The sequence below is a fragment of the Hadarchaeum sp. (SeqCode) genome (assembly GCF_049969415.1).
GTDB lineage: Archaea > Hadarchaeota > Hadarchaeia > Hadarchaeales > Hadarchaeaceae > Hadarchaeum.
In genome coordinates, this window is sequence record NZ_JBMFOX010000033.1 from 1 (window position 1) to 11,240 (window position 11,240).

The 11,240-nt window shown below is 50.5% G+C and carries 15 protein-coding genes and 1 pseudogene; 3 read left to right on the plus strand and 13 right to left on the minus strand.

Annotated elements, in window-relative coordinates:
• A pseudogene (locus tag ACP5PX_RS06540) lies at nucleotides 1-473 on the plus strand (pyruvoyl-dependent arginine decarboxylase); the annotation flags it as partial.
• A gap of 5 nt (nucleotides 474-478) precedes the next feature.
• On the opposite strand, the gene ACP5PX_RS06545 reads toward ACP5PX_RS06540, so the two are convergent.
• Together ACP5PX_RS06545 and ACP5PX_RS06550 are read right to left on the minus strand one after the other, a co-directional pair.
• Complete coding sequence (locus ACP5PX_RS06545) at nucleotides 479-1,240, minus strand: Rossmann-like domain-containing protein (RefSeq protein ID WP_428085170.1); 762 nt, start codon at nucleotides 1,238-1,240, stop codon at nucleotides 479-481.
• Entirely contained in the window at nucleotides 1,237-2,073 is an 837-nt protein-coding gene (locus ACP5PX_RS06550; RefSeq protein ID WP_428085171.1) for an Mrp/NBP35 family ATP-binding protein, read from the minus strand. Before ACP5PX_RS06550 ends, ACP5PX_RS06545 begins: the two co-directional genes overlap by 4 nt.
• Nucleotides 2,074-2,155: 82 nt before the next feature.
• Between ACP5PX_RS06550 and ACP5PX_RS06555 the strand changes: the two genes are divergently transcribed.
• Nucleotides 2,156-2,767 carry a class I SAM-dependent methyltransferase gene (locus tag ACP5PX_RS06555; protein ID WP_428085172.1) on the plus strand — a complete coding sequence of 204 codons (612 nt, stop codon included), beginning with the start codon at nucleotides 2,156-2,158 and terminating at the stop codon, nucleotides 2,765-2,767.
• Between the two features lie 16 nt (nucleotides 2,768-2,783).
• Here the strand turns inward: ACP5PX_RS06555 and ACP5PX_RS06560 are convergent, their stop codons facing one another.
• On the minus strand, nucleotides 2,784-3,347 hold the full coding sequence (locus tag ACP5PX_RS06560; RefSeq protein WP_428085173.1) for a class I SAM-dependent methyltransferase: 564 nt from the start codon (nucleotides 3,345-3,347) through the stop codon (nucleotides 2,784-2,786).
• A gap of 66 nt (nucleotides 3,348-3,413) precedes the next feature.
• Here ACP5PX_RS06560 and tsaA point away from each other — a divergent pair, with 66 nt between their 5' ends.
• On the plus strand, nucleotides 3,414-3,881 hold the full coding sequence (tsaA, locus tag ACP5PX_RS06565; RefSeq protein ID WP_428085184.1) for a tRNA (N6-threonylcarbamoyladenosine(37)-N6)-methyltransferase TrmO: 468 nt from the start codon (nucleotides 3,414-3,416) through the stop codon (nucleotides 3,879-3,881).
• 13 nt (nucleotides 3,882-3,894) lie between these two features.
• Here the strand turns inward: tsaA and ACP5PX_RS06570 are convergent, their stop codons facing one another.
• The 10 genes from ACP5PX_RS06570 to ACP5PX_RS06615 all read right to left on the minus strand — a co-directional run bounded on the left by ACP5PX_RS06570 (nucleotide 3,895) and on the right by ACP5PX_RS06615 (nucleotide 10,998).
• The gene (locus tag ACP5PX_RS06570; RefSeq protein ID WP_428085174.1) at nucleotides 3,895-5,262 is read right to left on the minus strand and encodes an FAD-dependent oxidoreductase; all 1,368 of its coding nucleotides are present in this window, start codon (nucleotides 5,260-5,262) and stop codon (nucleotides 3,895-3,897) included.
• 112 nt (nucleotides 5,263-5,374) lie between these two features.
• Nucleotides 5,375-5,704: an MTH1187 family thiamine-binding protein gene (locus tag ACP5PX_RS06575; protein WP_428085175.1), complete on the minus strand. Its 330-nt coding sequence runs from the start codon at nucleotides 5,702-5,704 to the stop codon at nucleotides 5,375-5,377.
• Nucleotides 5,705-5,727: 23 nt separating this feature from the next.
• A complete protein-coding gene (locus ACP5PX_RS06580) occupies nucleotides 5,728-5,931 on the minus strand; it encodes a hypothetical protein (protein ID WP_428085176.1) in 204 nt (67 codons plus the stop codon).
• Nucleotides 5,931-6,857 carry a P-loop NTPase gene (locus ACP5PX_RS06585; RefSeq protein WP_428085177.1) on the minus strand — a complete coding sequence of 309 codons (927 nt, stop codon included), beginning with the start codon at nucleotides 6,855-6,857 and terminating at the stop codon, nucleotides 5,931-5,933. Before ACP5PX_RS06585 ends, ACP5PX_RS06580 begins: the two co-directional genes overlap by 1 nt.
• On the minus strand, nucleotides 6,851-7,747 hold the full coding sequence (locus tag ACP5PX_RS06590; RefSeq protein WP_428085178.1) for a P-loop NTPase: 897 nt from the start codon (nucleotides 7,745-7,747) through the stop codon (nucleotides 6,851-6,853). Before ACP5PX_RS06590 ends, ACP5PX_RS06585 begins: the two co-directional genes overlap by 7 nt.
• A 10-nt stretch (nucleotides 7,748-7,757) precedes the next feature.
• Nucleotides 7,758-8,651 carry a NifB/NifX family molybdenum-iron cluster-binding protein gene (locus ACP5PX_RS06595; RefSeq protein WP_428085179.1) on the minus strand — a complete coding sequence of 298 codons (894 nt, stop codon included), beginning with the start codon at nucleotides 8,649-8,651 and terminating at the stop codon, nucleotides 7,758-7,760.
• A gap of 43 nt (nucleotides 8,652-8,694) precedes the next feature.
• Nucleotides 8,695-8,826 carry a DUF5320 domain-containing protein gene (locus tag ACP5PX_RS06600; protein WP_428085180.1) on the minus strand — a complete coding sequence of 44 codons (132 nt, stop codon included), beginning with the start codon at nucleotides 8,824-8,826 and terminating at the stop codon, nucleotides 8,695-8,697.
• 499 nt (nucleotides 8,827-9,325) lie between these two features.
• The gene (locus tag ACP5PX_RS06605; RefSeq protein WP_428085181.1) at nucleotides 9,326-10,189 is read right to left on the minus strand and encodes an MBL fold metallo-hydrolase; all 864 of its coding nucleotides are present in this window, start codon (nucleotides 10,187-10,189) and stop codon (nucleotides 9,326-9,328) included.
• Nucleotides 10,186-10,491: a DUF134 domain-containing protein gene (locus ACP5PX_RS06610; RefSeq protein WP_428085182.1), complete on the minus strand. Its 306-nt coding sequence runs from the start codon at nucleotides 10,489-10,491 to the stop codon at nucleotides 10,186-10,188. Before ACP5PX_RS06610 ends, ACP5PX_RS06605 begins: the two co-directional genes overlap by 4 nt.
• A gap of 234 nt (nucleotides 10,492-10,725) precedes the next feature.
• Complete coding sequence (locus ACP5PX_RS06615; RefSeq protein ID WP_428085183.1) at nucleotides 10,726-10,998, minus strand: hypothetical protein; 273 nt, start codon at nucleotides 10,996-10,998, stop codon at nucleotides 10,726-10,728.
• Nucleotides 10,999-11,240: the final 242 nt, after the last annotated feature.

The window sequence follows — 11,240 nt, forward strand, 5'->3', positions numbered from 1 at the left end:
GAACAGGCCTTAGAAAATGCGGGGATAGCGAAGTTCAACTTAGTGTCTGTCTCAAGCATAATCCCCCCAAATGCAAATTGATACTGCGGGAAGAGGGTCTGAAACACCTGCACGATGGACAAATCGTTTTCGGTGTTTTCGCGAGATGCAACAGCGACGAGCGGAGGAGGCTGATATCCGCGAGCATAGGTTGTGCCCTCCCAGCGGATGAGAACACTTGCGGGTACATCAGCGAGCACGATGCCTACGGGCAAACGGCGGAAGAGGCTGGCGATTACGCGGAAGACGTGGCAGCCTCCATGCTCGCGAGCGCGTTGGGTTTACCTTTCGACCCGAACAAAAGCTGGGACGAAAGAAAAAAGATATGGAAGATTTCTAAAAAAATCGTGAAGACCACGAACATAACTCAGACCGCCTTAGTTAAGGAGGGGATGTGGTCAACGGTCCTCTGCGCAGCGGTTTTCGTGTTATAGTACCTCTAATCTTTTTTCATGATGTACTTTTCCACGAGCTCCTTGAATGCAACGAACGGTTTTGCTTCCGCCACCGCGTTTAACACAGCTGGGCCCTTCGCGCGAATCCCGGCCATCACTTTAACACCTCGCTCGAAAAACGGCTCGGGAAGCGTGCTCGCGGTGGGGCCCGCGAGTGCCACAAACTTCGCGTTTTTCGATAGCTCGAGCAATCTATCGATGGTTCCGTTGATCAAGCTCGACCCGCTTATAACCACGACATCCGCTTTTGGTAATATCGAGTCGACAAAGGTATCTGGCAGGGCATCCCCTCTCAACCAGGGGTTGCGTTCAAAAACGTGAACCTCCCGGGCATTCTCCCTCAGCTTCCCGACTAGGGGCCTTATGTACCCAACCACTGCGACGCTGTCTTCCCTCCTCACATCCATCGCATCAAAGGCGTCCATTCCAAACTGCCGCTCGTAACCTTCGGAGTCCATCAGGTGTTGTGAGAGGGCATTCAACGTCGCGATGCCAACGGTCCTCTCGATCATGTCGAACGAGTTCGCCAACCGAGCGATCTCTAAAGCCTTGAAGCCGTGAAAGTCCCGCCTGCGACCCCAGTGGGAATGCCCAATGTCCTCGATCGGCGTGTGACAGAGACCGACGTAACTGTTATCGAGCATCACTGCGGTATAGCAGAGGCTCACGCATACTCTCGAGAGCGTCAAGTCTTCTAACCGCCTTCTCCGCTCTCCGACCAGATTCAATAACTCGTCAACAATCAAGCTTGCGTCCCCCGCTGTTTCAAATACCCCTCCACTTTGTCAACCACCTGCATGAAGGCTTTGGCCGCCGGAGTTTCGGCATGCTCGATGATGAAAGGCGTTCCTCTGTCCGAGTCCTCACATATCCTCTGATCAATTGGAATCTTCCCTAAAAATGGTACGCCGAGTTCCTCCGATATCTTCTGCCCACCGCCGATCCCCAAAATGTCAAATTCCGCACCACATTTTGGACAGACGAACCCGCTCATATTTTCGATTACTCCCACTAATGGCACACGTAATTCCCTCGTAAACCCGATGGCTCGCTTGACGACTATTTGGGAAACTTCAGAAGGAGCAGTTATCATCAAGATGCCATCGATATCGGATATTAACTGCATAATACTAAGGGGCTCGTCTCCGGTACCCGGAGGCAAATCTATAAGCAAAAAATCTAAATTACCCCAAGCCACGTCAGCTAAAAACTGCCTGATTGCGCCCATCTTCATGGGGCCGCGCCAGATGACCGGGGTCTCATCGTCCGGGAGTAAGAAATCCATGGAGACAACTCTTATGTCGAGTGGACCTTTTGCCGGAAAAATTCCCGGTGGTCCAGTAGCTAGCTCCCGACCCCTTATGCCAAGTATTTTGGGAATGCTCGGGCCGTGGATATCAACGTCCAAAACTCCTACCTTGTAGCCCTTTCGTGCCAGTGCGATAGCTAGGTTAGCGGCAATGGTGCTCTTGCCGACTCCACCCTTCCCACTCAAGATTGCCAGTTTATGCTTGATTTTGGCCATCCGTATTTTGATGCGTCTCTCCTGCTCCTGCATTTCTTTCGCTCGTTCTTCCATCCGTTCCACCCATTACAAACTGCTTTATTTGCGATTGCACAAATATAATTATCGTTGGTGAGGGTGAAGCGGCGGGAGTGGAATGATGACGGCAGGCGATGTAGAAAAATTTGTGCGATTTTACAGCAGCGACTTCGGCAAGAAAATTCTAGCTAAAGAAGCCGAGTACCTAAAGGGCGAGTTGAAGGGGCGAAAAAAGATCCTCGATATCGGATGCGGAATTGGCTGTTTTGAAGAAATACTATCCGAGCTGAACATCGTTGGCCTCGACAACTCGAAGGAGGCATTAGAAGAAGCGAGAAGGAAGAGCGATAAAAGATTCGTGCTCGGGAATGCGGAACATCTTAATTTTCTCAACGGGACTTTTGACGGTGCCTTCACGGTGACGACCTTGGAATTCTTGGACAACTACAAAAAAGCCGTGGACGAGGTGGCTAGAGTCCTGGAGCCGGGGGGCAAATTTGTTGCTATGATGTTAAATCCTGAATCGGAGTACTTCAAGTCTCATATAGGTAAACCGGACTCATATTTCAGGAAAATAAAGTGCACCAACCCAAAGGAGATAGAGCAACACATCTCTAGATCCTTTACCGCCGCTGGCGAATATTTTCTGGGGATACGAGGTCAAGAGATTTTCGACACTCGCGATAAGCATCTGGCAGCCCTGTACGTGGTCAAGGGAACAAGGGCTTAGCTCTCACCAGATATTTTTATTTTGAGAAGATAGTGAAAGATTGCTCTGGCAGGAAATCAAACTCTTGCTTCACTCGATACCCGGCCTCTTTCATCTCTTCTATAATAGTTTCTCGAGGAACATAATGTCCAAACATCCCGTGGAAGGTGAAAGGTTTGGCACGCTTGTACTCTACGATGGCAACTCTTCCTTTTGGTTTTAAGAAGCGTCTCAATTTTTTAAAATATTCCACTCGATTTGTTAAATGGTGGCACACATTGCGCATAAAGACTAAATCTAAACTTCTTTCGGGCAAAGCCAAGTCTTCTCCAGCAACAAGGATTGTTTCAACATTATTGAGCCCCTGTTCCTTAGCACTGTTCTTGATAAATTTCAGAAATCTTGGATTTGTATCGACCGCGTACGCCCTCCCTTTTCTTCCAACGGCTTCTGCGAACCGTAGGCAAAAATAGCCGCCTCCAGCCCCAACATCCGCAACATTTTGTCCTTGCCGCAATTCTAAGGCTTCTAATATCTGATCAGGTTTATTTCTCGGATCAGAAGCTTTCCTGTTAAACACCTTTGCCTTAAGATTTCTCATGTTTATCCTCGTTTCATATTTATTTGGGAATTGTGTTTAGTTTATACTTGGTGGGGCTTGGATAAAATGACAAAATTGAAACCGATATGGATAATCTACACCCCATACAAAAAGGACGGGGACGTGCCATACCAATCGTGCAAATCGAAAGATGTGGATGAGATTGAAGTTTCCAAGGAGTACGAGGAGGGGCTGAAGGACATTGAAGGGTTCTCCCACCTCATAATTTTGTACGAGTTCCACAAGTCCGTAAAGCGCTCGGTAAAAAAGGAGCATTACTTGGAGTCGCAGGGGCTTTTGGTAAAACCTTACCTAGACGACACTCCACGCGGGCTTTTTGCCACGAGATCCCCAAACAGGCCAAACCCAATTGGGCTCACCATCGTCGAGTTGTTGGAGCGCAAAAGAAATGTCTTAAAGGTAAGGGGCGTCGACATGCTCGATGGCACCCCCCTCTTGGATATCAAACCCTATGTCCCGAAGTTTGACCAAAGAGATAACGTTAGAATCGGCTGGCTTGAAGGAAAGATATAGGATACACGATACCCTATCGACTTCTTGCCGCATTCTGCGCTGCTAAAACCAAGGGATACATGGTGGGAGGAGGCGTGAGATAGGGATGGGTGGCCATCTGAAAAGTTTCCAGTTCTGTTATAGTGAATCTCCTTTGTATCGCGATTCCGATCGCGTTAATTAACTCCCCGCAGGACATCCCTCCAGCCACTTGTCCCCCCAGCAAAGCTTGACCCTCCTTTGAGAAGACCAGCTTAACCAACACCTTATGCGCTCCAGGCAGTACGGAAGGATGTTTGTCCACGGCCTCGGCCTTACCTGATACTACATCAAATCCCTCTCGCTTTGCCGTGTTCTCCGTCAATCCGGCAGAACCCAACACGAGCCCGCCAACATAAGTGGAGAAGATCCCAATAGTCCCCTTGCTCTCGCGCAACACCTTCAATTTATATAGATTCGCTCCAGCAATTCGGGCTTCTGCGGTGGCGATGGAAGCAAGCAGGACAGGGGCGTCCTTCCGGGTAAAAAAGTCCCTCTTGCCCGCACAGTCTCCGATAGCGAAAATATCTGGGTCTATAGTTCTCATGTATTCATCAACCCAGATGCCCTTTCCTTTCCCAAGCTCAAGACCCGCATCTAGGGCCAACTTAGTATTAGGACTAGCCCCGACTCCTAAGATAACGCAATCGACATCGATTTCTTCCCCAGTTGAAAGGCGTACCTTCCTGACCCTTTCATCGCCCATCACTTCTTCCGCTCTGGTCCCGGTCAAAATTTTTACCCCTTGAGACGACAATTTCTCCTCAACCAGCTCGGAAAATTCAGGGTCAAAGGAATTGGCCAAAAGATGGGGGAGCATCTCCACTACGATGACTTCGGGACCTTTAACCTTAGAGAGCTCGTCTGCAAGTTCTACCCCGATAAAGCCCCCACCCAGAACTAGAACCCTTTTACATCCCCTCGCATATTCTACCATATCCTTGAGATAGTTCAGGTCTTTTCTTATTGAATACACTCCCTTCTTATCAATACCTGGAATCGGCGGAAGGATGGGATTGGAACCGAGAGCCAAGACCAATTTTTCATAGCGATAATCATTGCCACTCTCGGTGTGGACTATCCTGTTCCGGCGGTCAATCTTGACCGCACGATCCACCACGAGTTCGATGTTCTGTTTTTCCAAGGACATGTAGCTCATAGCGTTTTGCTCGGGTTTTTCCAAGCTCGCGATCATGTAAGGTATGCCACACGGAATAACACCTCTCTCCACATCCCTCATCAGCAAGATTTTCTTTTCGGGATAATTCCAGCGAGCGGTAAGGGCGCAAACAATTCCCGCCGGTCCTCCACCTATGATTAAGACATCTGTATCCCTCTTCATCGTATCTCCCTTTCTCATCATTCATCCAATTTAACTCTTTGCTTCATCATGCTTTGTTTTTAAACTTGTCTCATAAAACACGGAATGTAGTTAAATTAAATCTTCATTCTTGTTTTCCAGGCTATCTGCGACTTCATAACTTATCTTGTATAGATTTTATTTTGCCTTCCATGCTCAGCGGCTTGTCGCGTCGGTCGTCAATTTTAATGATGGTGACTACCCTCAGGATTTCTTTATCAAAAACAGCTTCGTGCATCTTCTTAGCCAGATCTAAGAGATTCTTCAGATCTCCCTCCACGATTGTCCCCATTGAGGTTAGCTCATATTTAATGTCCTTCTCTTTGTTCAATATCTCAAGAGCATCCGCAACGTGTTTGCTAACCGAAGGTGTTTTTGCTCCCAGGGGGATGACACTTATCTCCATTATCGCCATTTTTATCTCCTCCGTTTCAGCTTTTCCCAACTGCTATCAGGATTCGGATTAACTTAGCCTTGCTGGGCCCAAGGCGGCCCTCCGGCGCCACGTCTCCCGCCAGGCGGCCCCTTGTCGATGCGATGAATCATCGCTGCCGGAGCACCACACTTGGGACATGCCGGTGGCTTGGGCACCCCTTGGGGAACTTCTATAATGTTTCCGCAGGCGAAGCACCTGAACCTTTTGGTCGGCACCATAGCAGGTGGTTGCGCCATCAGATTTCACCCCCTTTCAGTCTGTCTCGAATGGTTAAAATTAAGGACATCAACGCTTTTCCGGCTGGGCTGTTCGGAGCTTTCTTCATCAGAGGCTCGCCCGCGATGTAGGAACGCAAGAGTTCCTCATCCAAGGGGATTTCAGCGGTTAACTTGATCCCTCGTTCATGACATATATTTAGGAGTTCGTCCTTTAGCCCACCTGGAACATCGGCCTTGTTCAAAACCACTTCCACAGGTAATTCCAGCTCTCGGGCGAGGGCTAAGATAAATTTCAAATCGTGCGTGCCCAAGGGCGTGGGTTCGGTCACGGCTAGGGCAAGGTCGGAAACCCATAAGGGCTGAGCCACGGTGTTGTGAACCCCTGGGGCGGTGTCGATTACTGCCACATCGTATCCTCCATTCCGCAACTCGCTGATGGCACGGAGCACCGTCGCGCGCGCCATCAAAGGGGATCTTGGCTCCGTCGGCTTCAGCTCGCCCACCACGAGCTTGAGTCCGTCGGCGTCTGCGGTGTAAGTAGTTCCGATCGTTTTCCATCCGTCCCCTATGGCCCCATATCCACAAACCAACTTGCATGCTCCGCATCCCGAACAGAGTTCCTCAAAAAATATCGGAGTTTCTCCTTGGAGACTGATTAACGCATGTTCATGGCAAGCGTCCACGCATTTCATACATCCAACACATTTCGTTTCTTCGATTACCGGTCTAAAGGTCCTTACCTCGTTGCCGGCATCGAGTTTCATCCCCAACAACGCTGCGCAGCACGGTCCATCGACATCAGCATCGACCAACATGACCTTTAAGCCCTCCATGTTAAGGCCCACAGCCAAGTTCACGGCGACCATGGTTTTGCCTGTCCCCCCCTTCCCTCCAGTAACAGCCACAATCGGCACGTCCACGTTTTTCTTCCTGAGAGTCACCACAAAATTTCCCCCACTTTATTTCCTATCGCAGCCAGAGCTTTCGAGGCTTTTGTATCAGGATTAAACTCTATGATTGGCTTCATTTGTACAAGTGCTTTGGCGACTTCGTAGTCGATGGGAATTTCACCTAAAAACTGAAACCCGAGTTCACGCACAACCCAATCTTTGAGGACGATTTCGAAATCCTTTGAATAACCGCTCTTGTTTATCACCACACCAGCGGGGACATCGAAGTGCTTTATGACTCGGGACAAGCGCTCAAGGTTCCTTTTCGCGGCAGGTGTAGGTTCTGTCACAGCGATGACATAGTCCGCGCCCGTGATGGAGGCTATGACCGGACAACCTATGCCAGGTGCAGCGTCAACTATAAGCACATCGCTCCCTTCGTCCTGCGCTTTCCTTCGCGCGATATTCCTTATGCTCGCCACGAGGTGTCCGGAGTTGTGTTCACCAAGTTTTAACTTCCCGGTTGCGCATCCGAACCCATATTTAGTCTCTTCAATGCTGAGCGTGCCTGTGTCTGCCTCGTTTACCTCGATCGCATTGGTGGGACACACGAGCTTGCAAACACCACATCCCTCACACATAAGTTCCACCACTATTGCCCGTCCGCCGTCTGGCATTGCCATCGCTCCGAAGGGGCAAACTTCGACGCACTTGCCGCAGGAAACGCATTTGTCTACATCAACTCTGGCCTTCTCCGAAGCTCTGACATTCATAGAAAAAATATTCTTTCCGCCGCCGAGCGCCAGTAATAGGTCAGGGGCATCCACGTCCGCATCTGCCACGAAAACTTTTACCCCCCTTTTAGCCAGAAAAACGGCGAGGGAAGCCGCAACCGTGGTCTTGCCAGTACCACCTTTCCCGGAAGCGACCACAATTTCCTTCAACAGCTACACCCTAGCGTGAGCCGATGATGTACTGGTTTATGGCGTCTTTAATTTTCACGCCGGGTGGAACCATCACCATTTGAATTCCGAATTGGCCAGCAACAGCAGACACGTTAGGGCCAAATCTCCCGGCCAAGATATGCCCCACGCCTTCGGCGGCGAGCATCTGAACCACGGCTATCCCAACTCCGCTTGGCGAAGAGATAAATTGGTTAGGTAGGATCTTCACACTTTTGATATCTTTACCATCGATTTCCACGATAGTGAAGTTCGGACATCTGCCAAACATGGGCGACACCATGTCGTCGAGCCCTCCCGGTCCTTGGCTTGCAACACCTACCTTAAAGCGGCCTGTCGGTGGAGGAGAAGGCTTCGGCGTTTGTTGCGGAGGATATTGCGTTGATGGAACCATCGGCGGGTAAGGGCCCATTCCCCCTCCCATCCATCCCCACATTCCACGTCCCATACCCATTCCTCGGCCCATTCCCATCCCGGGACCAAAAGGGAACATAACGGGAGTCGGAGATGATTCAGCTCCTTCCTTGGATTCTTTGCAGGCGTCCTCCAGTGAAGCCAGCTTGGCCTTGTCTTCAACCAGTTCATTCACGGCTTCTTTGACTGTTTCAGCCGAGGTCATGTAAACACCGATACCGCTCTGCGCAAGAAGTTGCATCGCCTTGGGCCCCATTCCCCGTGTCACTACTGCGTCCACGCCGCTGGATGCCAAGATCTCAGCTGGAGTTTTATCGTAACCAAAATGAGTTCCCCGGTTGTCGATGATGCTCACGCCGACTATTTTACTATTCTTGAGCTCCACTACGGTGAATACGTCGCAACGGCCGAGGTGAGGGGAGATTGTCGCATCGAGTCCGCCAGGCGTGTTTGATGGTATGGCTATTTTCATGGCGATTCTACATCCTTGATTTTGTAATGGCGTTGTTCACGCTTTACTCTTTCTTGGTCAGTGCTCCCTTAAGTTCACTTATCCTAGCCTCGACGCCTTTGAGTTCCTCCTCGAGCTCTGCCTTGTATGCCTCCAGAGCTTCGATCTCCTGCTCCGGCGTCGGTGGAGAAGGCACGAACGGCGGAAGTGGGTAGTAAGGTGCCGCTGGGGGTTGTTGTGCAGGTTGCGAGGGTCGCTGCGGCGCTTGCGCGTATGGCGGATAGGGTGGATACATCACGTATGGATTTATGTACCACCACCAGCATCTCCAACCTCTAGGCCACCACATTTTTTCTAACCTCCTTTCATTTTGTTTGTCAATATCCCGGGTAGGGGTACTGCGGATAGGTCGCGTAGGGGTATCCGTAGGTGCCTGGATAAGCCCACCACCACCTCGGAAGCCATGGGAATCTAGCACAGACCCAAGGGTTCCACCACCAACCTCTGCCGAAACCGTACAACCATCCCGGCCTCTGCCAAGGCGGTAAATAGCTGAAAGGACCCCTACCAGGCCAAGGCCCAAACCAGCCGCGACCACCTCGACCTATTCCCCAACCGAAACCTGGCCACCACATATTTTACCACCTCTGTTTTGTGTTATTGCACATAATTATATTTAAGCTTTTCGATGGTTTTTACAATGAGACAACATCACCGGTTCTAAGCTGCCTGCACTTCTCCCCGAAGACTTCGATAAACTTTGCAATTGCTTTCTCTCCGGTACAATGACACGGCATGATGGCTTTCACACCAGCCCTTTGGAGTTCCCCGACGGTTGCTCCTATCCTTTTAGCGCTCGCGTTCGCCAAGTGAAAACCCCCAATCACAGCATGCACTCTCTTCGAACCTGTCGCCTTCTGAGCCTGCTTGATGGTGTTAATCAAACCTGCGTGAGCGCAACCCGTGATTATCACCGATCCTTTACTCCTGACTGTCACGAAAAGTGCCTGATCATCTATCATGTGATCATCGACTAGCTTGCCCCCTTTTGTGGTCTTGAATCCTTTGACCCTTTCCAATTGGCTGGTCCTTTTAATCTCTCCGCTTACCAAAACTCCAGGCATTATGGATGTTTGTCCTCGTTTCAGGATTAAGATGCCGCCCGATTTCTTCAGCTCTGAGGCCTGAAAGGGGATGCCAGCTTTTTTGAGACGTTTCTTCTTCATCACGAATTTTGGCTCGAGCGCTCCCGGATGAGCTATCACCGGCACTTTCCGGCCGATGTGTTTCAGGATGCCCAAGAGTCCGCCGGTGTGGTCGTAGTGCCCATGGCTCAGCACAATCGAATCTACCTTTCTCAACTCGATGCCTAGTTTCTGGGCATTTTGCATGACGATATCCGCAGATGGCCCGGTATCCATCAGCAAGTTGGTCGTATGTCCTCCAGCTTTCAGCTCGATGAAAAATGATAGCCCGTGCTTGGCGGCGAGTTCTGACTGGAGCTGGTTTTTGAAATCATCGACCAAGACCGTGAGCCGCATCCCATCGACTTGGCTCAAATACCCCTCTCCTCTGAAGGCGGGGGAGGTGCAGGCGTGATCACGAGTGGACGGCGTTCGACGAGCATACAGGCAACCTTTTTCCTAGCACTTTCCAAGCAGCGCCACACCGTCCCCCGCGAGACTTTCATTCGTTTGGCAGCCTCCTCCTGGTTCAGCCCTTCGTGATAGATGAGACAGAATGCCTCGAGCTCATCGTATGTCATGTAGATGGGCTCGCCTCCTGATACTGGCAGATTATCCGGGCCAATGGGTGCAAACCCTGCTACTTCCAACATCACGCGGACGAACCTAGGTTTCATTGGCCTCCCAGGCCCAAGCCGTCGCCAACACCATCTTCGACGCATGTAAATCTGTATAATTTTTGTTCATTTGCACGTAAAAGATTTCCTATTGTTTGGGCCAGTTTTTCTACAAGCCAAACGGGTTCAGGTGATAAATTATGCTACCGACCGCTACTGCTAATAGGAAAGTTCCGGCGGGTATCGCGATCGCATCCTTCTATCCCAGCTCTCCCGCCAAAACAGCGACCATGGCTATGCAGGGCACGTAGATCGCCACCACCAGCGCAAACACGAAAACTGGAGTGCGTTCATCAAGCTAGCAAGACCTGCCGGACCAGCGAGGGACACGAGCAGCACGAGTGCTCCTTCTTTGCGGATGAAGCCGTAGATCAAGGGAATGATGGCAACGGCGGGGAGACCGAGCAGGCCAGTAGTGAAGGGCGCAAGCGGCCCAGTTATCGAATTCAGCACACCCGAGACATGGAGGATACCTATCACAAAGCTGCCCACGAGCAGCAAAGGCACCGCGATTGGTTAGTCGGGTTACGAAGAATAAAGCAGGCGCAGAGGGGATCCAATTCGACAAAATAATCACAGCCAGCAATTTCTTTGATTTTTTGTTTTCGCCGGGTTCAAATCCCGGGGACGATATGATTATACCCTTTGCAGCACGCACGCAAAAAACGGGATGCTTCGTTTTTGTGTTCGAAAGCAGGTTTTGTTTTTGAAATCAGGCGCCGGCGAACACTTGACGAACCCCGCCCCGT

Excerpts from the sequence above, each read along its gene's own strand:
- ACP5PX_RS06580 (WP_428085176.1), bottom strand. The coding sequence starts at position 5,931 with ATGGCGCAACCACCTGCTATGGTGCCGACCAAAAGGTTCAGGTGCTTC.
- ACP5PX_RS06570 (WP_428085174.1), bottom strand. The coding sequence starts at position 5,262 with ATGATGAGAAAGGGAGATACGATGAAGAGGGATACAGATGTCTTAATC.
- ACP5PX_RS06610 (WP_428085182.1), bottom strand. The coding sequence starts at position 10,491 with ATGAAACCTAGGTTCGTCCGCGTGATGTTGGAAGTAGCAGGGTTTGCA.
- ACP5PX_RS06595 (WP_428085179.1), bottom strand. The coding sequence starts at position 8,651 with ATGAAAATAGCCATACCATCAAACACGCCTGGCGGACTCGATGCGACA.
- ACP5PX_RS06560 (WP_428085173.1), bottom strand. The coding sequence starts at position 3,347 with ATGAGAAATCTTAAGGCAAAGGTGTTTAACAGGAAAGCTTCTGATCCG.
- ACP5PX_RS06555 (WP_428085172.1), top strand. The coding sequence starts at position 2,156 with ATGATGACGGCAGGCGATGTAGAAAAATTTGTGCGATTTTACAGCAGC.
- ACP5PX_RS06550 (WP_428085171.1), bottom strand. The coding sequence starts at position 2,073 with ATGGAAGAACGAGCGAAAGAAATGCAGGAGCAGGAGAGACGCATCAAA.
- tsaA (WP_428085184.1), top strand. The coding sequence starts at position 3,414 with ATGACAAAATTGAAACCGATATGGATAATCTACACCCCATACAAAAAG.